The sequence below is a fragment of the Enterococcus sp. DIV0970a genome (genome assembly GCF_051711265.1).
Classification (GTDB): domain Bacteria; phylum Bacillota; class Bacilli; order Lactobacillales; family Enterococcaceae; genus Enterococcus_D; species Enterococcus_D casseliflavus.
Window position 1 is genome coordinate 282,230 of the sequence record NZ_JBIOMF010000001.1, and the last position, 21,510, is coordinate 303,739.

The 21,510-nt window shown below is 44.9% G+C and carries 19 protein-coding genes; 12 read left to right on the forward strand and 7 right to left on the reverse strand.

Features of this window, described 5'->3' with window-relative positions; genetic code table 11:
* Positions 1-4: 4 nt before the first annotated feature.
* Positions 5-823, forward strand: coding sequence for a Cof-type HAD-IIB family hydrolase (locus IGK14_RS01380; protein ID WP_010748625.1), 819 nt, complete (start codon positions 5-7; stop codon positions 821-823).
* A 1-nt stretch (position 824) separates the two neighbouring features.
* The gene (ftsY, locus tag IGK14_RS01385; RefSeq protein WP_010748626.1) at positions 825-2,117 is read left to right on the forward strand and encodes a signal recognition particle-docking protein FtsY; all 1,293 of its coding nucleotides are present in this window, start codon (positions 825-827) and stop codon (positions 2,115-2,117) included.
* Between the two features lie 281 nt (positions 2,118-2,398).
* Here the strand turns inward: ftsY and IGK14_RS01390 are convergent, their stop codons facing one another.
* Positions 2,399-2,767: a BlaI/MecI/CopY family transcriptional regulator gene (locus tag IGK14_RS01390; protein ID WP_005227140.1), complete on the reverse strand. Its 369-nt coding sequence runs from the start codon at positions 2,765-2,767 to the stop codon at positions 2,399-2,401.
* A 246-nt stretch (positions 2,768-3,013) separates the two neighbouring features.
* Here IGK14_RS01390 and gshAB point away from each other — a divergent pair, with 246 nt between their 5' ends.
* Together gshAB and IGK14_RS01400 are read left to right on the forward strand one after the other, a co-directional pair.
* Positions 3,014-5,278, forward strand: a complete 2,265-nt coding sequence (gshAB, locus tag IGK14_RS01395; RefSeq protein WP_010748627.1) for a bifunctional glutamate--cysteine ligase GshA/glutathione synthetase GshB — start codon at positions 3,014-3,016, stop codon at positions 5,276-5,278.
* Positions 5,279-6,181: 903 nt separating this feature from the next.
* A complete protein-coding gene (locus IGK14_RS01400) occupies positions 6,182-7,642 on the forward strand; it encodes a LysM peptidoglycan-binding domain-containing protein (protein ID WP_010748628.1) in 1,461 nt (486 codons plus the stop codon).
* A gap of 220 nt (positions 7,643-7,862) precedes the next feature.
* Here IGK14_RS01400 and IGK14_RS01405 read toward each other — a convergent pair whose 3' ends face one another.
* Together IGK14_RS01405 and IGK14_RS01410 are read right to left on the reverse strand one after the other, a co-directional pair.
* Positions 7,863-8,282 (reverse strand): hypothetical protein, encoded by a 420-nt coding sequence (locus IGK14_RS01405; RefSeq protein ID WP_010748629.1) that lies wholly within the window; start codon positions 8,280-8,282, stop codon positions 7,863-7,865.
* 14 nt (positions 8,283-8,296) lie between these two features.
* Positions 8,297-8,749, reverse strand: a complete 453-nt coding sequence (locus IGK14_RS01410; RefSeq protein WP_010748630.1) for a YueI family protein — start codon at positions 8,747-8,749, stop codon at positions 8,297-8,299.
* Between the two features lie 107 nt (positions 8,750-8,856).
* On the opposite strand from IGK14_RS01410, the gene IGK14_RS01415 reads away from it, so the two are divergent.
* The 6 genes from IGK14_RS01415 (at position 8,857) to IGK14_RS01440 (ending at position 12,364) form a co-directional block, all read left to right on the forward strand.
* Positions 8,857-9,426, forward strand: coding sequence for a GNAT family N-acetyltransferase (locus IGK14_RS01415; RefSeq protein WP_010748631.1), 570 nt, complete (start codon positions 8,857-8,859; stop codon positions 9,424-9,426).
* Between the two features lie 15 nt (positions 9,427-9,441).
* Entirely contained in the window at positions 9,442-9,819 is a 378-nt protein-coding gene (locus IGK14_RS01420) for an iron-sulfur cluster biosynthesis family protein (protein ID WP_005227145.1), read from the forward strand.
* Position 9,820: 1 nt separating this feature from the next.
* Entirely contained in the window at positions 9,821-10,714 is an 894-nt protein-coding gene (locus tag IGK14_RS01425) for a metallophosphoesterase (RefSeq protein ID WP_010748632.1), read from the forward strand.
* Between the two features lie 85 nt (positions 10,715-10,799).
* A complete protein-coding gene (locus tag IGK14_RS01430; RefSeq protein ID WP_005227147.1) occupies positions 10,800-11,021 on the forward strand; it encodes a DUF2829 domain-containing protein in 222 nt (73 codons plus the stop codon).
* Positions 11,018-11,767, forward strand: a complete 750-nt coding sequence (locus IGK14_RS01435) for a 3-oxoacyl-ACP reductase (RefSeq protein WP_010748633.1) — start codon at positions 11,018-11,020, stop codon at positions 11,765-11,767. The genes IGK14_RS01430 and IGK14_RS01435 overlap by 4 nt, the downstream gene beginning before the upstream one ends.
* 30 nt (positions 11,768-11,797) lie before the next feature.
* Positions 11,798-12,364 (forward strand): nucleotidyltransferase family protein, encoded by a 567-nt coding sequence (locus tag IGK14_RS01440; protein WP_010748634.1) that lies wholly within the window; start codon positions 11,798-11,800, stop codon positions 12,362-12,364.
* Positions 12,365-12,455: 91 nt separating this feature from the next.
* On the opposite strand, the gene IGK14_RS01445 is transcribed toward IGK14_RS01440, so the two are convergent.
* The 4 genes from IGK14_RS01445 to acnA all read right to left on the reverse strand — a co-directional run bounded on the left by IGK14_RS01445 (position 12,456) and on the right by acnA (position 17,999).
* Positions 12,456-12,995, reverse strand: a complete 540-nt coding sequence (locus IGK14_RS01445; RefSeq protein WP_438711485.1) for a biotin transporter BioY — start codon at positions 12,993-12,995, stop codon at positions 12,456-12,458.
* Positions 12,996-13,100: 105 nt separating this feature from the next.
* Positions 13,101-13,955 carry a helix-turn-helix domain-containing protein gene (locus tag IGK14_RS01450; protein WP_010748635.1) on the reverse strand — a complete coding sequence of 285 codons (855 nt, stop codon included), beginning with the start codon at positions 13,953-13,955 and terminating at the stop codon, positions 13,101-13,103.
* A gap of 104 nt (positions 13,956-14,059) precedes the next feature.
* Positions 14,060-15,310, reverse strand: coding sequence for an NADP-dependent isocitrate dehydrogenase (gene icd, locus IGK14_RS01455; protein WP_010748636.1), 1,251 nt, complete (start codon positions 15,308-15,310; stop codon positions 14,060-14,062).
* Entirely contained in the window at positions 15,303-17,999 is a 2,697-nt protein-coding gene (gene acnA, locus IGK14_RS01460) for an aconitate hydratase AcnA (protein WP_438711487.1), read from the reverse strand. The genes icd and acnA overlap by 8 nt, the downstream gene beginning before the upstream one ends.
* Positions 18,000-18,234: 235 nt before the next feature.
* Here acnA and IGK14_RS01465 point away from each other — a divergent pair, with 235 nt between their 5' ends.
* The gene (locus tag IGK14_RS01465; protein WP_010748638.1) at positions 18,235-19,596 is read left to right on the forward strand and encodes a citrate/2-methylcitrate synthase; all 1,362 of its coding nucleotides are present in this window, start codon (positions 18,235-18,237) and stop codon (positions 19,594-19,596) included.
* A gap of 234 nt (positions 19,597-19,830) precedes the next feature.
* On the forward strand, positions 19,831-21,276 hold the full coding sequence (locus IGK14_RS01470; RefSeq protein ID WP_270286655.1) for a peptidoglycan DD-metalloendopeptidase family protein: 1,446 nt from the start codon (positions 19,831-19,833) through the stop codon (positions 21,274-21,276).
* Positions 21,277-21,510: the final 234 nt, after the last annotated feature.

The following is a 21,510-nucleotide window of genomic DNA, read 5'->3' on the forward strand; positions in this document are numbered from 1 at the left end:
TGATATGATTAAACTGATTGCGATCGATTTAGATGGAACGTTATTGAATGACAAAAAAGAAGTGACTCCTCGCAACAAAGAGGTACTTGCTCGTGCCAAAGCACAAGGCGTAAAAATCGTCATTTGTACGGGACGTCCATTACGGGCGATCCGTCCGTACTTAGAAGAATTATCGCTGAAAGAACCCGGCGACTATAGCATCACCTTTAACGGCGGTTTGGTTCAAAAAAATGAGACTGGCGAGATCATTGAAAAAGCAGCGATGCAGCTGGCAGATATCCATGAATTGGTTTCAGTGGCGGAAGACTTGAATTTGCCTCTAGACGTGGTATCCGAAGAGGTTGTCTTGAGTTTACCCACTTCAGCAGCGCATCCATCGATTTATGGCTCGTTGAATCCTTTATTGGATTGTCGTCCTTTTGCCGTAGCTGATCTGGATGAATCGATGCTCTATAATAAAGCGGTGATCGCCTACCATCAGGAAGTCTTGGATCCTAAGATCCCTGAGATTTCCTCAGAGATCCGCGAGAAATATGAAATCATCAAAAGCCGGAATAACCTGTTGGAATTTATGCCTAAAGGAATCACCAAAGCCTATGGTATCAGCCTATTGGCGCAAGATTTAGGGATCAAGCAAGAAGAAGTGATGGCGATCGGTGATGAAGAAAATGACTTGCCGATGATTCGCTATGCAGGGATTGGCGTAGCGATGGCCAATGCCGTGCCAATCATTAAAGAAGCGGCTGACGTTGTCACCGTTTCAAACCAAGAAGACGGTGTGGCAGCAGTGATTGAAGAATATGTCTTAAAAGGAGGTGCGTAAGATGGGATTTTTTGACAAAATCAAAAAAGCGCTGATTGGAGAAACCAAAGAAGCAGAGCAAGAAATTGACAAACCGTTAGTCGATGCTGACTCACCAGAGGCACAGCGTTCAGAAGAAAGCCAGCCAGCACAAACTCCTGCTGAACAAGGCGCTTCAGAACCAGTGGCACCTGCAGAAACCGCCGACTCCAGTGATTTGGAGGCAGAGCAAGAAACTGCTGAAGTGTCCCTGCAGCAAGAAGCAACGACAGCGAACAAAGGAGAAGAAGCACCAAGTATTCCAGAAGAAGTGGCTAAGGATGTACCATCAGAGGAAACCCCAGCGGCTACACCAATCCTTCAACCAGCGCCAGAAACGGAAAGTGTGCAGGATAAATACACCAAAGGATTGACGAAATCACGGAAAACCTTTGGGCAACGGATGAACGAATTGTTTGCCAACTTCCGTACGGTGGACGAAGACTTCTTCGAAGAAGTGGAAGAAACGCTGATTGGCGCAGACGTCGGCTTTGATGCGGCGATGAAGATCGCGGATGCATTGAGACAAGAAGTCAAACTACGTAATGTGAAGAAAACGGCAGATGTCCAAAATGTCATCATCGAAAAATTGGTTGACCTATATGGGGAAGCGGGTGTCGGTGAAGTTAACGAGTTGAATATGCAGTCGGGGTTGACCGTCATTTTATTTGTTGGCGTGAACGGTGTTGGAAAAACCACCAGCATCGGGAAATTAGCCCATCAATTCAAAGCCGAAGGCAAAAAAGTCTTATTGGCAGCAGCGGATACTTTCCGTGCCGGTGCCATCGATCAATTAGTGGTCTGGGGTGAACGGGCTGGTGTTGAAGTCGTTCGTGGCAATGCAGGAGGCGATCCAGCAGCAGTCGTGTTTGATGCGATGGAGCGCGCAAAACGAGAAAATGCTGACGTTTTATTAGTAGATACCGCGGGTCGTTTGCAAAACAAAGTCAATTTGATGAACGAACTAGAAAAAATCAAACGGATCATTCAACGAGTGGACCCAACGGCCCCTCATGAAGTCCTGCTCGTGTTGGATGCAACAACGGGTCAAAACGCGATGAATCAAGCAAAACAATTTAAAGAAACGACGGATGTTTCTGGTCTCGTCTTAACCAAACTTGATGGAACGGCTAAAGGGGGGATCGTCTTGGCGATCCGTAACGAGCTGCGGCTGCCCGTCAAATTAGTGGGACTCGGAGAAGGCATCAATGATTTAGAACCATTTGATCCAAATGAATTTGTCGTTGGCTTATTCAAAGGCTTGATCAAAGAATAAAAAAACAGAGCCCTGTGTTAGGTGATACACCTACACATGGCTCTCCTTTATTGTTGCTTTTGTGAGATCAAAGGGAAGAGAAAACGGGTCGTCGTCTCTTTCCACGAGCTTGACTTGTGACGTAAAGCTGAGAACACTTGGCGTGGCAAATGTGGGTACAGCGATGCACGACTTTGCCAAAAATCAGGAAAAGCAGTTTGAAGGCTTCGTTTTCTTCTGCGCTGTCTAAAAACTTTGGGAAGTATCAGGCAGAATACAACGAGTTGAACGATGGGGAAAGATTATTTCTTAAGTTCCCCTTGGCGCTCAGTGATCATTTTTTCCAAGTTGTTCAATGTATCGATATCTTTATTGGTTTCGATAAAGTTCGTAATCAAATTCAATAAAGATTGATCAGACAATTCTGCTGCTAAGAAGTCTTCTTGGGTCACATTCGGAGAATACAACCGAGTCAAAACAGTACCGCTGTAGCCGATATCCGCTACTTTCAATAAGTCGTGGTTTTTTAGTTTACGTACGACTGCTTGAATGGTATTCTTGCTTAGATCTTGCTGTTGGACAGCAATGTCATTTGCAGAAAGAGGTTTGTCTGAATTCCAAAAGATATTCATGATTTGACGTTCGCGTTTGGTAAGATTAAGTGGCTTCATTCACTATTCTTCCTTTCAAAAAAGAGTAATATGGACATAATAATTTACTGTTCTATAAGCAGTATACTTTATTTTGAAGGTAAATATCAAATTTATTCAAGTATTTTATAAATTCTTGGTAATTTTAGTAAGAGATATTACAAGTGAGGAGCAAATTTCTGCATTTTTCACCAGTTTTCACTATAATAGATGGAAAGAAATAGCATTTGAGAAAAAATTTAGTAGAAGAACATAGAGGGCAGTCGAATGAAAATAAAAACATTGTTATCACATAAAGAGCTTTTTCCCTATTTATTGAAAGGACGCTACGGGATTGAGCGTGAAGCGCAGCGGGTGCGGCTTGATGGGACGTTTGCAGGTACCGATCATCCTAAAACGTTAGGCAATCGGCGCTTCCATCCGTATATCCAAACGGATTTTTCCGAAAATCAACTGGAACTGATTACGCCCGTCGCTGATTCCGTGGATGAATTGTTCCGTTTTTTAGGGGCGATTCATGATGTGGCGTATCGTTCGATGTCAGCAGAAGAAATGCTCTGGCCATTGAGTATGCCACCGGCTTTACCAGAAAAAGAAGAAGACATCGTCATTGCTAAATTAGATCAATTTGAAGATGTGCTCTATCGCCGCTATTTAGCTAAAACATATGGTCGCCGCAAGCAAATGGTCAGTGGGATTCATTTCAATTTCGAATTTGCGGAAGACTTTTTGCAGCAGCTGTATGCTTTGTCTGAAACGAAGGAAAGCTTCCAGACGTTTAAAACGGCACTTTATTTGAAAGTAACTCGCAATTATTTGCACTATCGCTGGTTTTTGACGTATTTCTTTGGGGCGACTCCTGCTTCAGAAGCCAATTATTTTACGACAGAAAACGGACCGCAAGAACCAGTCCGCAGTATTCGCAATAGCCGCTATGGGTACACGAATCACGAAGACGTCAAGGTATCTTACGCTTCGTTAGAGACCTATCTTGCAGATATTGCCAAATTAGTGGAGACGGGAAAGCTTTCAGAAGAAAAAGAATTTTATGCGCCAGTGCGTCTACGTGGGGGAAAACGGGTCGCAGATTTAGCCTCAGCGGGTATCCGTTATATTGAGTTAAGAAATATTGACATCGATCCCTTTGCCCGCTATGGGATTTCCAAAGAGCAAGTCGCATTCTTGCATTTCTTCTTATTGTTTTTAAGTACAAAAGAAGAAGGCAGCGATGCGGATGCGTGGATCGAAGAGGGCAATCAGAAAAATGATCAGGTCGCATTAGAACATCCGCTTGCACCTTTGACTTATCAGCAAGAAGCGCAAGCGCTGATTACTGAAATGATGGACTTTGCCCAAGCCCTTGAGCTGCCGCATCCACCATTTTTGGATCAGCTTTCAGAAATGCTGGCTGAACCAGAAAGAACCTTCGCGGGACGTCTTTTCTCAGCAAGTCAAGCAACCAGTCAAGCCCAGACAGCAACATTGCTGGGACAAAAGTATCATCAAGCTGCTTGGGAAAAACCGTATCAATTAGCTGGCTTTCGAGCAATGGAATTGTCGACCCAGATTCTCTTGTTCGATGCGATCCAAAAAGGAATCGAAGTGACGGTACTGGATGAAACGGATCAATTCTTGAAATTAGCCGTGAGAGACCACATCGAATATGTTAAAAATGCCAATATGACCAGTAAGGATCAGTACATCGTCCCATTGATCATGGCGAATAAAACGGTCACTAAAAAAATCTTAGCCGAAAATGGCTTTCATGTACCAAGTGGCGCTGAGTTCGCTTCGGCAGAAGAAGCGATCACGTTTTATCCTCAGATTGCCCACAGCGGGTTTGTGGTAAAACCGAAAACCACCAACTATGGGATCGGTATCTCGATTTTCAAAGAAGGTGCCTCTTTAGCGGATTATCAAGCGGCGGTCGCCATTGCCTTTGCGGAAGATGATTCGATCCTCGTTGAGACTTTTTTGTCAGGGACGGAATATCGGTTCTTCGTGATCGATGGGCGAGTCGATGCGATTTTACTACGTATCCCTGCCAATGTCGTGGGTGACGGCAAGCGCACGATCACGGAACTCGTCGCAGAGAAAAATCTCGATCCATTGCGCGGCACCCATCATCGGACCCCATTAGAGCTGATCCAATTAGGGGAACTGGAACAACTGATGTTAAAAGAGCAAGGGTATCAAGTGGATTCAGTACCCGAAGAGGGGCAGATCGTTTATTTGCGAGAAAACTCGAATATCAGTACTGGCGGTGATTCTATCGATGTGACGGATGACTTCAACGATGATTACAAACAAGTAGCAGTCGATGCGGTAGCCGCATTACAAGCATCTATCAGCGGAATCGATCTGATTATTCCAGATAAAACCAAGCCAGCCAATGAACCGGGGGCTTATGGAATCATTGAAGCCAATTTCAACCCAGCGATGCATATGCACGTTTATCCATACAGCGGGAAAGGCCGACGCTTAACTATGTCTGTTTTACGCCTGTTGTTCCCTGAAGTCTTCGAGAGCTGATGGAAGTACAAAAAGCAAAGAACTGCACACTTTGGAAGGAGAGTTCCTTTCAAAGTGTGCAGTTTTTTTTATATCGTTGTTTGATTCCTGATCTGACAGTTAGCATAATAGTTAATCCCCTCGTTTTTTGTCTTTATTTATCAAATAATATTTATTTTAATATGAATACTGGAAAAATAATTGTATTTTTGGTAATCTAAAGAGAGGAAGTTTTAGTTTTTTTATACACGATTAAATAACTATCGTTTTTTGAAGAGCCGCTAAATTAGGTCAGCATGTATAAAAAAGATATGAACATAGATATTGTCTTTCAACTATGCTTTTACATATAACAAAATGAGTAACATCAAAAAAGCGGCAAAGGCAGACGGATTCTCTTAACTTTGTTAGTGACAAAAGAAGTGCAAAGATTGTTTTCAATTGAATCAAAAACGAAAGTTCATCATCGGAAACTGAGTTGAATCGATACTCAATGTTCAAGTTATTTGGAAGTAAGGCAGGTTTTATAGCCGAAACTGATTGTGGTTCGATGAGTGACTCCTAAACATAGGCGCATTGCTTTAAGAATTTGCGGAACGGTCCTTTGGCAGCACCTTATAGGTACACAAAGGATATGGATGATTTTTTCCGATCCCTGCGAATGTTTGACAGTGCTTTGTCGGTTCTTCATTCAGTGTGCAGGCTTTTTTCGTAGGCTTAAATCAATGGTTTTAGTGCTTCCAACCGAGGAATCACTTTTTCTTTAGCCGCTCTTTTCTGTCTTTCAACGGGCTATGATTCACACGAGCCCTTCTGCGTAGATAAGTATACTAAATTTATTATACAGATCCATCCTGAAATTTTAATCAGGTTATGGTGTGTAATAAGTTGAATATAATAGCATTATAAAAAGGAGAGTACGGAATGAAAAAATTTAATGGTAAGATTGTTAAAACGTTGGCATTACTAGCAACAATTTTTACGGCTGGTGCATTATCAAATCAAGTTTCGGCATCAGAAGAAACAGCATCCCCTATTTCCGCAAGCGTATGGGTTGCCAGAACACCCGAACAAATCAAAGCTGATATTACTGGGAATGAATATACGATTGTTTGGGGTGATACACTTAGCGCCATCAGTAAAGCGACAAATATTACGATCGAACGTCTAGCACAATGGAATAATATTTACAATATTGACTTGATTTATGCTGGCAACAAATTAGTGTTTGATGGAAATGTGGTTTCTCTAAAGGATGCAGAGGGTAATACGATTAGTCAAGCAGTGATTCAAGATACTGACAAAATTGATCCGACCAAACCAATTGGGGGAGGAAGCAATACAAATCCTGGAAACAGTAATAATGGATCAAATGTCTCTACAAAACCGACACCTCCAGCAACAGATAACGGATCAGGAGACGGATCAACAAAACCAACGCCGCCTGCAACAGATAATGGATCAGGAGAGGACTCCACAAACCCAACACCACCAGCAACGGATAATGGTTCAGGTGGAGATAATGGTTCCACTAATCCACCAGCTGATCGAGAGTTTGAAGTGACAGTCGTTGCAGAAAATGAAGAAATTACACGCCTCCGTGTCGGACCATTCTTAACTACCGATGAAGTGGCGGCATGGCTGCTTGAAAACTATGTTGGATTAGTTTCAGACCTACAAATCTATCTAGAAGGAAACTATATCTATATTGAGTTCAATATTCCGACACCTGATAATGGAGGCGCGACTGACCGTGAAATTGTAGTTGAAGTTGTCTATGAGAATTCATATTATACTCGTCTACGTGTCGGACCATTCCTAAGTAACGAGGAAGCTACTGCTTGGAAGCATGAAAATTATCCAGAAGTAGTTAAGGGGCATGAAGTTCATTTTGTAGGCGATTATATCTATATTGAATTTGGTGTATTTAATAAAGACGAAGATGATAAAGATGTAGACGGCGGAGATAACGGTTCCGGTGGCGGAGATACAGATGTAGATGGCGGCGAAAATGGCTCTGGTGGCGGAGATACAGATACCGATGGTGGAGAGAATGGCTCTGGTGGCGGAGATACAGATGTAGACGGTGGCGAAGACGGCTCTGGTGGCGGTGACACAGATACCGATGGTGGAGAAGATGGTTCTGGTGGCGGAGATACAGATGTAGATGGCGGAGAAGATGGCTCTGGCGATGGCGAAACAGATGTGAATATTCCAGTCAATCTGGGCAATAGCGGCATTTTTGCAGCTACTAGTGCAGAAGCGAGTGCAAGTGCATATTCTTTATGGGCTGAAGGGAAGTTTTTAGAGTTTACACGCTTTGTTATTCGGCCAGCGCTAAATGCAAATGGAGATCCAATTGGTTTTACAGTTGATTTTTACTAAATAAAAAAGATAAGTTGATTCTTTGATGTATCAAATAAATTAAGAAGAATACAACTTAAAACTAATAAAAACCAGTCAGAAACTGCCTCTGACTGGTTTTTCTTTGAAGAAATCATGAGAAATACGTTAACGTCCTGCTTTATGGTTCGCTTTACTAGCAAACTATTATATCCAGTACTTTCTATCTGCAGGAAGTATCGCGAGCCTTTTTTGGATGTTCTTATCCTTCAAAAGCAGCGATTTCAATCGTTTGTTTTGTTTCTTCCACCTTGAGACCCGTTCGGGCTTCCCACCATTGTTTCATTTCTTTTTCATAAGTGGTAGGAAAACGTTGGATCAAGGTTAATAACGGTACGCCTTGAATCGAGGCGTAGGGAAAGTTTAAAACCAGATTGTACTTCAGTTCCGACAGGAGGCTATAATATTGAAACATCATAAAGTTCATTTCATTCTTATCCTCCAGCAGGAGTACTTTCGGAGCGCGATCCAGCATAAAACCCAAGCTGCGCATCATGAACAATACGCCATCTAGATGGCTGGATTCGATCGTGGGTGCCGTTTTTAACAAATCGATATGCAGATCCAAAGCATCAAGCAGTTCTTTCTTTAATGAAAGGTAGGGCGGTGTTGATTGTTCCATGATAGTTCCTCCTTTTAATGGAAAAGACGTTTCCAAAATGACGTTTTCTCTGGTTGTTCCTGCTCTTTATCCGATGGAGCGGCAGCTGCAGGGAATTTTTTTTCGATATCGATGACGTCTTCATTGACGGCTTCTTTCCCAGCAATCAGCAAGCCGATACTGTCTGGACCAGCATCTTGGGCATCGGAGACGATCCGAAATTCCATCTGTTGTTTGGTCAGTAAAGTGATGTAATCGGTCTGGATCGATTCTGGCAATTTTCCATTAAGCAGCACGAGCGCTCCTTGATAATCTGGTAAGGCGTTCAAGAGCGTTTTCTGGTTGTCCTTCTTCTTCATTTCTGTTACTGTCATACTAAGATAACACCGTTCACGAAACGTGCCTAAATACTTGCGCTGTTCATCTGGGTTGACGCGAGGCGTCCCATACATTCCTGTATCAAGGCGTTTTTCTAATTCGTCTGACATTGAAGTATCCTCCTCAAAGCGTTTACTTATGCTTATTATAGCATATCCAGCAAATAGCAAAAGAGGGGTGCGATCGTGAGAGAGTATTGACAGAAAGTAGGGATCCTATGACAACAAAAGAACGACATTTGCTATTGTTAGCAGAAAATCAACGGTTGGAGACACCGAGGCTGCTCTTGCGTCCTGTTTCCTTGGCGGATGCAGCGGACATGTTTGCCTATGCAAATGATGAAGAAACGACGACCTTCGTCTTTGCTAGACATGGGTCGGTTGAAGAAACAAAACTACGCATCGCCGAGTATTTTGTTGCTGCACCCTTAGGAAAATTTGCGATCGAAGAAAAAGACTCAGGAAAAATGATCGGGACCATCGATTTGCGGGTAGAATCAGAAAAAGAGATCGCTGAGCTCGGTTATACATTGAGTCGCGATTATTGGGGGCAAGGGATCATGCCAGAAGCGGCAATGGCACTGCTGCATTTCGGTTTTGAAACACTCGAATTGATTCGAATTTTTGCTCGACATGATGCCCGAAATCCCAAGTCTGGACGGGTCATGGAGAAAATTGGGATGAAATTGGAAGCAACGATCCCAGCTGCCCGCAAATCGGGTGAAGAAATCATCGATGAAGTCACGCGTGGCATCACCCTTGAGGAATGGAAAAAACCTATCATGTAAAGGAGGGCTCTCGTCATGGAACTGAACATTGAGCCAGCAGCAATTGAAAAAATAACCCCTTATGTGCAGCCAGATGATCGTCTCTACTTGGATTTTGAAGACGGCGTTGGTCCGTTTCCTGCAACGGAGATCACCTGCCGTTTGGACATCCATTTTCGCCTGATCATCGTGCCGCAAAGCTATCCAGAAGAAGGATTGGCGATCTACGACACCCCTTTAACGACACCCTTAGGCACGATTTGGTTGAAGCAAGGGGCTCAGGTGTATTTAGAAGAACAGACTCGGATGCAGGTGGAACCGACCTATCAACGGTTGCAATTGGTGGGAAATAGCGGGATCTTAGCTAACGATGTCCAATTGTTACGGATCGAAAAGCAGACGGCGGGCCGCTGAGATGGGCACGTTGGCGGTTATTAGCGACTTGCACGTCGATATCAACCAATTATTTGATCCCCATCTGCAGCTGATCGCTGATTATTTGCAGCAAAATCAGGTGACCCATCTGCATCTGGCAGGAGATGTGGCGAATAAAAAACAACGGCTATTAGACGTGGTCGCATTTTTTCAAAGTCGACAGGTGCCAACGACCTTTCACTGGGGCAATCATGAAATGGTGGACTTGACGGAACAAGAGATCGAGGCTTTCGATGATCCCGCCTTTCTTAATTTTCAGACGTATCGCTTATCAGAAAAAACACAGCTGTTGGGAATCAATGGCTGGTATGACTACCAATATTCTGATCTGACCAGTGAAGCTGAGATCTTGCGGCTGAAAAATTTGTTTTGGTATGACCGCATGATTCAACGAAAGGGATCGGATAAGGAGATCAGCCAAGCCATCAATGAGCGTTTAGCGGAAACATTGGCCCATTTGCCGCAAGACCAAGAAATTTTTCTTTCTACGCATTTTGTGCCCCAAGAAGCGTTTATTGTGCGGCAGACCGGCAAGTACGCCCGCTGGAACCACCTAAATGCGTTTTTGGGGTCGCCCGATTTTGGCGCAGTGATCGACCAGTACGCCAATGTGCGGGCAGTCGTCTTTGGGCATACCCATCGACGCTTTGAGAAAAAGGAGCTTGCGGGAACCAGCTACTATTGCCGTCCCTTCGGCTACTATTATGAATGGCAGTTGACCCGACGCTTCGTTTTGGAAAATCACTTAGCAGAAGCATATTCTCCAACGAAAGTTCGGACGCTGCTGCGAAACCATCATGAGGCATTTGAGGACTATAAAACGGCGCATCTTGTAGAGGAATTGGCGCAAGCGATCACGCTGCTGCCGTATTAGCGCAGCAAACGAGTCCTGCTTGTTTTCGTGATTGAATTTCCAAGCAATTTAAACCATTAGAAGAAACACACAAAGGAGAAAAATCATGACATTTGAAGAAATCTTACCAGAATTAAAAGCTGGCAAAAAAATCATTCGTGAAGGTTGGGGCGGCTTTGAACTTTATGTGACATTCGTTGAAGGCGAAGTGTACGACAATGCCCCAGTCACCCCTTACTTTTTGATCAAAACAGCAGACGAGGGATTCTCGAGTTTCGCACCGACTGTTTGCGACATTCTTGCGGAAGATTGGAAAATCGTGGAATGACGGCAGCGTGGATCGATGACAAAACGATTGTGTTTGTCACAGGGGCTGCTTCAGGTATCGGTAAAGCGCAAGCAGAGGTGTTTCTTGCAGAAGGCGCTCAAGTATTTGGTGTTGACTGCCAATCGTTTCCTGATACGCTTTTAGCCCAGCCCCGCTTTTTCGGCACATGTTGTGACTTAGCGGTGAAAGAAAATTGTCTTGCAGCGGTCCAAGCTTGTGTGACGCACTTTGGCGGTATCACGGTCTTGTTAAATACAGCAGGAAAGCTTGACGGCTATCATACGATCGCTGAGACGACGTCAATGGAGTGGGAGGAGATATTTCAAACCAATGTCTCCAGCATGTTTTATTTAACGAAAGAAATTTTGCCGCTGATGCAAGCCAATGGCGGCGGAACGATCATCAATATGGCGTCCATCGCTGGAATGGTCGCAGGTGGGGGCGGGATCGCCTATACAACCGCAAAACACGCGATCGTCGGGTTTACCAAACAGTTGGCATTGGATGTTGCAGATCAAGGGATCTCGGTAAAGGGCATCGCGCCCGGTGCGATTCAAACGCCGATGAATGCGGCTGATTTTGCGGGTGACGGGAAAATGGCGCAATGGGTGGCAGAAGAGACGCCAGTCAAGCGTTGGGCGCAACCAGAAGAAGTTGCAGCGCTGACCCTTTTTCTTGCCAGCCCGCAAGCTAGTTACTTGCAGGGGGCGATCGTGCCCATCGACGGTGGTTGGACCTTGAAATAACTAGCCTGAACCCATTAGAGGAGGACGCCAATGAAGGAACAAGCGATCCAGAACTTGTTTGCAAAAAATCGTGAATGTCGACAACTGCTTACGATCATTGAAGCGTTGCAGCTGTCGGATTGCTGGCTGTGTGCTGGGTACCTGCGGAATTATTTATGGGGGTTTCTCAGTGGGAAAATAGCGGAGGTGCCGCTGACCGATATTGATGTCGTGTTTTATGATCCGACTGTAAGCATAGAAGAAACAGCAGCGATCGAAGCGCAACTGCGCCGCTCGTTTCCCGAATTTCCTTGGGAGGTTCGAAACCAAGCGTTGATGCACCAACATAATTTTGCCGAGGAGCCGCCTTATACAAGTACCTTCGATGCTTTAACGAAGTTTCCAGAGCGTTGTACAGCGGTAGCGGCACGAATGAATCAAGGCAAGCTTGAATTGATGGCGCCTTTTGGCTGGCAGGATATTTGCAGTTTTCGGGTGCGTCCAACACCGCATTTTGCCCAAAATGAACAGTATCTTGCGGTTTATCGACAACGCCAAGCGATGAAGCAGTGGCAGAAAATTTGGCCGCAGCTCTCGATTGAAGAGGGGAAGAAATAAAAAAGAACACTCGCGTGATGCGGCGATTTTCAAAAGTTAGACGAGAAAGCTAACTGATGGGAATCGCTGCATATGACGCGAGTGTTTTTTATTAACGTAAAGCCAATGGTTGCGCCAAGCGGTTTCTTAAAAAGATACCTAGATAAGCTGCGGCAACGGCTTTGATGATCCCAGGGATAATAAACAGAACAAAGACACCGTTAAAGGCAGCCGGCCATGCCATGCCCGTGCTCCATTTCAGCCACAATGTACCAAACAACAAAGTTGCCAGCGCACCGACAATATTGCCGATCACTGCTCCTGTGTAGCGAAACGCTGTTTTTTCTACGATCAATCCAGTAAGCAATCCATTAAAGAGGAAGCCGACTAAATAGCCACCAGTTGGTCCTAACAAAACACCGACACCGCTGGAAAAACCAGCGAAAACGGGCAAACCAATCAATCCTAACAGCAAGTAGATGATGATCGCCATCGTTCCAGTTCGCGTGCCGAGGAAAGTCACCGCCAGCCCGATCGCAAAGGTTTGTCCTGTCAATGGGATCAAACCTAATGGAATCGTCAGTTGGGAAAGACCAGCAATAATGATCGCAAATAAAGCGGCATGGATTTGTTCACGTAATGATAATTTCATCGAATCCTTCTCTCTAATAATAATTTCGTTAACCTAAAAATAAATTATTTGGTTAACGAAATTATAAACGGTAGTTTACCAAAAGTAAAGAAGAATCTTGTTTTTTTAGTGTTCTTTTTTTAAAAGGACAATCAAGTTCTTTGAGGAGAGGAAAGGGGCGATCTCTTCCAGCTCATCTGTTGAGAAGGGCAGTGCTTGAACGAGCCGGCAGATCGTTGCTTCTGTTAGAAACGGCAGCAGTTCTTCGATTTCATCATAAGCCAAGCGTTCTGATGCGGCAACGTTTGGCTGTTCCAGGGCAGTCAGCAGGAGTTCATCCAGATAAGGCGCAGGTAAAAAGGGCAGCAGTTCTTCAATCTCAGAAAAGCGGAAGTCAGGATTTTCAAGCCAGCCTTTGATTTCTCCCGCCAAAAAGTTGGGGGGTAAAAAGGGCGCCGCCTCTTCCCAAAAAGCCATGGAATAGTGCTTACCTTTCAGGAGCTCTTCTACTTGGGGCTTTTTCAAAAAAGGCAGGAGTTCTTCCAGTACCTCTTCTGGGATATTCTCGGCACCATTTAGCAGGTGCTGCAAGTCTGCGCTGGTCAAATGAGGTGCTAGCCTAGGCAATAAGTCTAAATCTAAAGAAGTTTCTTGAAACGGTTCTTCTTGAATCAACGCTGACAATTCTTGCGGTTTGATCAGCGGAGCTAGTTCGGCGATTTCTTCTGGCTGTGCGGTTCCTGCTTGATAATGTTGCACCGCAGCTGCTGGCTTCCCTAACAGCTCATCGATGGATAGGTCTAAAATCGCTGCTAGCTGCGGCAATTTTTCAATGTCCGGCAGTGAGTTGCCCCGCTCCCAATTACTGACCGCCTGATAGCTGACAAGTAACTGGTCGGCCAAGTTGCTTTGGGTCAGATTTTTTTCTTTGCGTTTGGCAGCGATCTGCTGACCGATTTTTCTCATGTTGAATTCACTCATAAATGAATTCCCCCTTTCATGCTCTAAGTATAGTTTCTCAAAAGGTGAAAACGCAATCAAGCTGTGATTGAGCAGGCAAATGCCGACTCAATCACAGCTTGAGTTTACGAATGGATCAACTGAAGGAGGTGTTCACCAAACGCTTGTGTCGTTAAACAGACCGCTTCTGGCATCAACTGCGCGAAGTCGGCAGTGACGTGTTGACTTTGCAAGGCTTGTTCAATGGCTTGTGTTAGGATTTGGGCTGCTTCTGGCCAGTTCAAATGTTCTAATAGCATGCACGCTGACAGCAGCAGCGAACAGGGATTGGCTTTGCCAAGTCCTGCGATATCCGGTGCTGTTCCGTGGGTAGCTTCAAAGATGGCTGCCCCAGTAGCGTAGTTGATATTGGCACCGGGGGCGATCCCGATGCCGCCGACTTGTGCAGCAAGTGCATCAGAAATGTAGTCGCCGTTCAAATTACAAGTGGCAATGACGTCGAATTTTTCTGGATACAAAAGGATCTGTTGTAAAAAGTTGTCTGCGATCACGTCGTTAACAACGATTTTCCCAGCCGCTTTTGCCGAGGCAAGAGCGGCTTCGGCTGCCTTTGAGCCGCTTTCTGCTTTGATTTTGTTGTATTGATTCATTGTAAAACACTGGTCGGTGTATGTGGTCTCTGCAAGCTGATAGCCCCAGTTTTTAAAGCCGCCTTCTGTAAATTTCATGATATTGCCTTTATGCACCAGTGTCACCGTGGGCCGCTTTTGAGCGATCGCATACTCAATGGCAGCAGCGATCAAGCGCTGACTGCCTTCTAAAGAGATCGGCTTGATGCCGATAGCGGCAGTTTTAGGAAAACGAATCGCCTTGACAGCAAAGTCTGCTTGCAATGTCTGGATCAGACGCTGCGTTGCGTCGTCGTCTTTGGCAAATTCGATGCCAGCATAAACATCTTCAGTATTTTCTCGAAAGATCACCATATCGGTTTTTTCTGGCTGCTTTAAAGGCGAAGGGACCCCTGTAAAATAGCGAACAGGTCTGACACAGGCATAAAGATCCAGCGTTTGCCGCAAGGTGACATTCAAGGAGCGAAAGCCCTCGCCAATTGGGGTAGTCAACGGTCCTTTTAAGGCGTATTGTTGAGCCTTGATCGTATCGATGGTTGCTTGCGGCAGCCATTCCCCCGTCTGTTCAAAGGCGGCTTCTCCAGCTAAAACTTCCAGCCATTCGATACGGCGTTGATTGTCATAGGCTTTATTTACAGCGGCATCAATCACAGGTTGCGCAGCCTGCCAAATCTCGGCACCGATGCCGTCTCCTGCAATGTAAGGAATGGTGATCGTCGTTACTTCATGGGTTGTTTGGTTAGGCATGGGCAGTTCCTCCTAATTCAGCTTTTTTTCGAATGACCATCGGTAAAATTCCTTGATGCTTCCAATAGCGAATATCTGCAGGGGCATCAAAGCGCAGGCGGGTCATAAAGGAGGCAGTCCCTCCGTCGATCCGTTGCGCAGTGACTTCGATCAGCTGCTTGACCACTGGCTCTTCTGGCAAAGCGATCGAGAATGTTTCGCTGCCGTCCAAATCAAATGATGCAGCACTTTCACCAGCAAGATATTCAAGCGGAATGATCCCCATCATGACCAAGTTGCTGCGATGGATTCGTTCGAAGCTTTCTGCTAAGACGACTTTAACGCCTAACAATTGTGTTCCTTTGGCGGCCCAGTCGCGAGAAGAACCCATGCCATAATCTTTACCAGCTAAAATGATACAGCTTTGACCAGCTTTTTGGTAATTCATAGCTGCGTCAAATATCGACAGGGTTTCCCCTGTTGGAAAATAATGCGTGACACTGCCAGTACTGCCAGGCACTAGCTGGTTTTGCAGACGGATGTTGCCGAAAGTCCCCCGCATCATAATCTGATGATTGCCGCGTCGCGAACCAAAGGAGTTGAATTCACGATACGGAACTTCTTTTTCTTGTAAAAATTTTCCAGCTGCAGAATCCATACTGATGCTGCCAGCAGGAGAAATATGGTCAGTGGTGACGGAATCACCCAATTTTGCCAAGACTTTCAGATCAGCTAAGACATCTGGTTTAGGCAACTCTTTGGTCAATGTTTCAAAGTAGGGCGGATGAGCGATGTAAGTGGATTGCTCCTCCCATTCATAACATGCGCTCGTGGTGGTTTCGATCGCATTCCAGCGTTCATTGGCATCAAAAAGATGCTCATAGGCAGCGCGAAATGCTTCTGGTCCGACGTACTCTTGAACGTAAGCATTGACTTCTTCATTGCTAGGCCAAATATCAGACAAATACACCGGCTCGTCATTGACGATAGCTAACGGTTCTTTTGTGAGATCTTTGCGAATGCTGCCAGCGATGGCATAGGCAACAACTAATGGCGGTGAAGCCAAATAATTGGCTTTAATCTGTGGATGGATTCTTCCTTCAAAATTTCGATTGCCTGACAGAACCGATGCCGCCAGTAGATTGTCTGCCTCAATTGCTTCAGCGACCTGCGCTTCTAAAGGACCTGAATTTCCGATACAGGTGGTACAACCGTAGCCCACCAAATAAAAGCCGAGTTGCTCTAAATACGGCAGCAAACCACTGTTTTGCAAATAGGTGGTCACGATCTGGGAGCCAGGTGCAAGGGAGGTTTTGACCGTACGAGAGACGGTCAGACCTTTTTCAATGGCTTTTTTAGCCAATAAGCCTGCCGAGAGCATGACGAAGGGATTGCTCGTATTCGTACAGCTAGTGATCGCCGCCAAGACGATATCGCCGGTCACTAATTTGTCAGGTGCAGCATCTGACCAGGTAACGCTGGCTTCTTTTTGCCATTCGTCCTCTGAAAGACCAAAGCCCTTGGGACCGACGGCAGCCGTGACCGATTGTTCAAAATCCTGACGGACTGCTGGAAGCAAAATCCGATCTTGCGGGCGCTTGGGCCCTGCTAATGCTGGCTGAACTTCTGCTAGATCGATGGTGATCGTCTTAGTATAGGTTGGCACGATCGCTTCATCATAAAAGAAATGGTTGGCTTTGGCGTAAGCGGCAACGAGTTCGATCAGCTCGCTGGAGCGACCGGTCGTTGCTAAGTAGTTCAAGGTCTCTTGATCAATCGGACAAAAACCGCAAGTCGCACCATATTCGGGAGCCATGTTTGCTAACGTTGCTCGATCAGCTAAACTTAAATGGCGATAGCCAGGACCGAAGTATTCGACAAATTTTCCGACCACTTTTTCGATCCGCAGCACTTCAGTTACTTTTAGTGCTAAATCGGTGGCGGTGGTACCTGCAGGCATCTCGTTGATAAATTTCACCCCGATGACTTCAGGCGTAGGGGAGAAAGAAGGTTCGCCAAGAATCGCAGCTTCCGCTTCAATACCGCCAACCCCCCAACCGAGAACCCCCAAGCCGTTGATCATCGTGGTGTGAGAATCGGTTCCTTGCAATGTATCAGGAAACAGCAGTCGTTGATCTTCGTGTGTTTTTTGCAAGATCACATCAGACAACGATTCGATGTTGACTTGATGAATGATCCCTGTTTCAGGTGGAACGACTTCGAAATTGTCGAAAGAACCTTGCGCCCATTTCAAGAATTGATAGCGTTCTGCATTGCGTTCAAATTCCCGCTCCGTATTAAAAGCGATCGCCCCAGGAGTACCGGCTTGATCGACTTGCACAGAGTGGTCGACGACGAGTGTGACGGGGATCTCAGGATTGATGTCTTCTGCGGCACCGCCTAAAGCGACCATCGCATCCCGCATGGCAGCCAAATCAACGACTGCGGGTACCCCAGTAAAGTCTTGCAAAACGACCCGCTCTGGTTTGAATGGCACGACACCAGTAGGGGTTTCTGCCTGCCAGTTCGCTAAAAATGGTAAATAATCCTCTGTAATTTCCTCGTCTTGATGACGAGCAACACTTTCCAATAAAACTCGAATGGAGTAGGGCAAGCGAGATAAATCAGCCCCTAAGTCTTGGGTGATTTTCGCTAAGTCAATATACGTGTATTGCGTATCCTTGACGGTGAGTTGAGATTGCCACTTCATAAGAATCCTCCTTTTTACGAAGATAAACGTACTTATTAGGAATAATTATACGTTGATAATTTAAAAAATCAATTAAATTTATGAAAAATATTTCATTTTATAAACATCGTGCTATAATGTGTGAAAGTTTGTTAAAAAGCAACGATTTTATAGGATGACTATTTTAACGATGTTTGTATACGGTTAAATAACATTGTAATCGATAGTTTGTAGAAAGATTGGAGGTAACATCACCGTGGAAAGATTAGAAAAGAAAGAGAAGATGTCCTATCTTGCATCGCAATGTCAGAAATACAATTTGATAGATGTGAATCTTTATTCAGAATATGATGTGAAACGTGGACTGAGGGATTTAAATGGCACGGGGGTCTTAGCAGGGCTTACGACGATCTCCACCATTTATCCAGAAAAAATCATTGCTGGTAAGCCAATTGAAGCTTGTGGCGAGCTGCGTTATCGCGGAATTGACATCAACGAGTTAGTTGCAGGGTTCGTCAATGAAAAACGCTTTGGCTTTGAAGAGGTTGCATATTTATTACTTTTCGGCGAACTGCCAAACAAAACAGAACTTGCGGCCTTTCATTGCCTATTAGCAGAAAAACGTACATTGCCGACCAATTTTGTTCGTGACGTCATTATGAAAGCACCTTCTTCTGATATCATGAATAGCTTATCTCGCAGTATCTTGACACTGGCAAGTTACGATCCACAAGCAGATGACATCAGCATTGAAAATGTATTGGAACAAAGTCTGATGCTGATCAGTGTCTTTCCGCTCTTGGCAATCTACGGCTATCATGCCTACAATCATTACAATCAAGGGGAGAGTATGTATATCCACCGACCGACCGAAGAGTTGAGTACAGCTGAAACGATTTTGACTATGCTACGTCCAACGAAAGAATATAGCTTCCAAGAAGCCCAAACATTGGATATGGCACTGGTTTTGCATATGGAACATGGCGGCGGGAATAATTCGACCTTTACGACACGAGTCGTTACCTCCAGTGGGACGGATACCTATTCAACGATTGCTGCAGCGCTAGGTTCTTTGAAAGGGCCTAAACACGGTGGTGCTAATATCAAAGTGACAGAAATGATGGGAGATTTGAAGCGTAACGTTGCTGACCTTACCGATGAACAGGCGATCCGCAGCTATTTGGAAGCAGTTTTAGATAAAGAAGCGTTTGACCGTAAAGGATTGATTTATGGCATGGGCCACGCGGTATACAGCGACAACGATCCCCGTGCGGCGATTTTTAAAAATTATGTGGCAAAACTGGCCCAAGAAAAAGGATCAGAAGCTTGGCAAGAATATCAATTGTATACGATGGTCGAACGTATTGCTCCTCAAGTCATCAATGAAAAGCGCAAAATCTACAAAGGAGTCAGTGCCAATATCGACTTTTTCAGCGGGTTTGTTTATAACATGTTGGATCTGCCAGAAGAACTGTATACACCAATGTTTGCTATCGCGCGGATCGTCGGCTGGTCCGCCCATCGGATCGAAGAGCTGGTCAACGCACAAAAAATCATGCGTCCCGCCTACAAAGAAGTGTCAAACGATCGGGAATATATCGATATAGAGTCAAGATAGATCAAAACAGCAGGGAGGAAGCTCGCTGCTGTTTTTGTTTTGGACACTCGAAAAGAGAAGGATTGAGCCTTTTTTTGCGTATTTTTACTAGAGAGAAAATGAATGGCTTGGATCATTCGTTCATTAGAAAATTCAAGTTTTTCTCGTTTTTCATATAGGAATGCAAAAATTGATTACAAAGTTTCTTGCATTTTTTGTATGATAGAGGGAGGAATAAAGGAGGAAAGTTCACGAATGAAAATAAAAAAATGGATGGCGATTGCCATTATTACCAGTCAATTTTCAACAATGCTGCCAGTATCGGCTGCGGCATCTGTTTTGACGAACGAGTCTACTGCAGGTCAAAATACAGCTGAGTCAACGGTTCCGGGAGTGAACGGGCCAACCATGGGCTTGGTTCCTGAAGATGCCGCAACGGTACCAGGAGAAAACGGCGAAGTAGTTCCAGGAGAGTCAACACCTGCTCCTGAACAGCCAACACCAGAACCTTTGCCAGAACCAGAACCAACCCCGACACCAGAACCAACACCGGAACCAGAAGAGCCGACACCAAATCCTGATCCTGAGCCGAATCCAGAACCAGAACCAACACCTGAGCCGGCGCCAGAACCAGAAGAACCAGCACCAAATCCAGCACCAAATCCAGAACCAGAACCAGAGACAACACCAAATCCTGAGCCAGAATCAACACCAAGCCAGCCTTCGCCTGACATCAAAGAAGTACCGAATGTACCAGAGTTGACGGTAACGCCGCCGCAAGAAGATGAGCCAGCAAAATTTGAAGTCACGCCAGTCAAAGAAACGTGGGACTTTATTATGGAGATTGGAGAAGATGCTCGTAAAGTTGGACAAGAAGAAGATCTTTACGCATCGGTCATGATTGCCCAAGCGATTTTAGAGTCTGGCAGCGGAAGAAGCCGTCTGAGCCAGGAGCCTTTTTATAACTTATTTGGTATTAAGGGACTTTATGAAGGGAATGGGATTTCCTTCCAAACGCAAGAAGACGATGGTTCTGGTAATTTATACACAGTTCATGCCACTTTTCGCCAATATGACAGCATCGAATCTTCTTTGAAAGATTATGCGAAATTGTTGAAAGAAGGATTGGACCACAATCCGAATTTTTATAAAGGTGTTTGGAAATCAGAAACGGAATCTTATGAAGACGCCACGGAATATCTGACCGGACGTTATGCATCAGATACACAATACAATGAGAAGCTGAATGCGCTGATCGAAGCGTATGCACTGACGAGTTATGACAAAGAGAAACCAGAATTACCGACAGGCAGCGAAAAGATGATCTATCCTGTCAGCAATCCAGTTGTCTCCTCTGTCTTTGGTCCGCGAGGCAATGGGTTTCATCGTGGAGTGGACTTCGCCGCACCACAAGGAACGCCAATCATGGCTAGTCTTTCAGGAACGGTGATCCGCTCAGAATATCATTCTTCATGGGGAAATTATGTTGCCATTGAGCACAAAGATGGGCTGACGACATTGTATGCCCACAATCATCGCAATTTAGTGGAAGTCGGTCAAACGGTCGAACAAGGCGAGGTGATTGCTTCTATGGGAAGTACGGGGAACAGTACAGGCCCGCACTTGCATTTTGAAGTCAGTCTTTCACCAAGTTTAGCGCGACACCAACTGATTGATCCGTTGGAAGTTTTGTCAAAATAACACGAGAAAAAGAGAGCGTTGTAGATGCTTTCTTTTTTTTTGTCAAGAAAAACGAATCATTTCAGGAAAATTATGCTTTGAGATTTTTTTAGCGCATTCATTTTATCTTGCACGATAAATTTATTCCGAAAACAAGTGTTTTTCTTTGTAAAAAAAACAAAAAGAATTTATGCTAAAAAGGTAGGGAAAAAAATTCCCAAGAGGAATGTCCACTTTAGACAAGGTCGTGTATGC

What these genes read in the sequence shown, in the direction of transcription:
- IGK14_RS01380 (WP_010748625.1), top strand. Translation starts at nt 5, where the DNA reads ATGATTAAACTGATTGCGATCGATTTAGATGGAACGTTATTGAATGAC.
- ftsY (WP_010748626.1), top strand. Translation starts at nt 825, where the DNA reads ATGGGATTTTTTGACAAAATCAAAAAAGCGCTGATTGGAGAAACCAAA.
- IGK14_RS01390 (WP_005227140.1), bottom strand. Translation starts at nt 2,767, where the DNA reads ATGAAGCCACTTAATCTTACCAAACGCGAACGTCAAATCATGAATATC.
- gshAB (WP_010748627.1), top strand. Translation starts at nt 3,014, where the DNA reads ATGAAAATAAAAACATTGTTATCACATAAAGAGCTTTTTCCCTATTTA.
- IGK14_RS01400 (WP_010748628.1), top strand. Translation starts at nt 6,182, where the DNA reads ATGAAAAAATTTAATGGTAAGATTGTTAAAACGTTGGCATTACTAGCA.
- IGK14_RS01405 (WP_010748629.1), bottom strand. Translation starts at nt 8,282, where the DNA reads ATGGAACAATCAACACCGCCCTACCTTTCATTAAAGAAAGAACTGCTT.
- IGK14_RS01410 (WP_010748630.1), bottom strand. Translation starts at nt 8,749, where the DNA reads ATGTCAGACGAATTAGAAAAACGCCTTGATACAGGAATGTATGGGACG.
- IGK14_RS01415 (WP_010748631.1), top strand. Translation starts at nt 8,857, where the DNA reads ATGACAACAAAAGAACGACATTTGCTATTGTTAGCAGAAAATCAACGG.
- IGK14_RS01420 (WP_005227145.1), top strand. Translation starts at nt 9,442, where the DNA reads ATGGAACTGAACATTGAGCCAGCAGCAATTGAAAAAATAACCCCTTAT.
- IGK14_RS01425 (WP_010748632.1), top strand. Translation starts at nt 9,821, where the DNA reads ATGGGCACGTTGGCGGTTATTAGCGACTTGCACGTCGATATCAACCAA.
- IGK14_RS01430 (WP_005227147.1), top strand. Translation starts at nt 10,800, where the DNA reads ATGACATTTGAAGAAATCTTACCAGAATTAAAAGCTGGCAAAAAAATC.
- IGK14_RS01435 (WP_010748633.1), top strand. Translation starts at nt 11,018, where the DNA reads ATGACGGCAGCGTGGATCGATGACAAAACGATTGTGTTTGTCACAGGG.
- IGK14_RS01440 (WP_010748634.1), top strand. Translation starts at nt 11,798, where the DNA reads ATGAAGGAACAAGCGATCCAGAACTTGTTTGCAAAAAATCGTGAATGT.
- IGK14_RS01445 (WP_438711485.1), bottom strand. Translation starts at nt 12,995, where the DNA reads ATGAAATTATCATTACGTGAACAAATCCATGCCGCTTTATTTGCGATC.
- IGK14_RS01450 (WP_010748635.1), bottom strand. Translation starts at nt 13,955, where the DNA reads ATGAGTGAATTCAACATGAGAAAAATCGGTCAGCAGATCGCTGCCAAA.
- icd (WP_010748636.1), bottom strand. Translation starts at nt 15,310, where the DNA reads ATGCCTAACCAAACAACCCATGAAGTAACGACGATCACCATTCCTTAC.
- acnA (WP_438711487.1), bottom strand. Translation starts at nt 17,999, where the DNA reads ATGAAGTGGCAATCTCAACTCACCGTCAAGGATACGCAATACACGTAT.
- IGK14_RS01470 (WP_270286655.1), top strand. Translation starts at nt 19,831, where the DNA reads ATGAAAATAAAAAAATGGATGGCGATTGCCATTATTACCAGTCAATTT.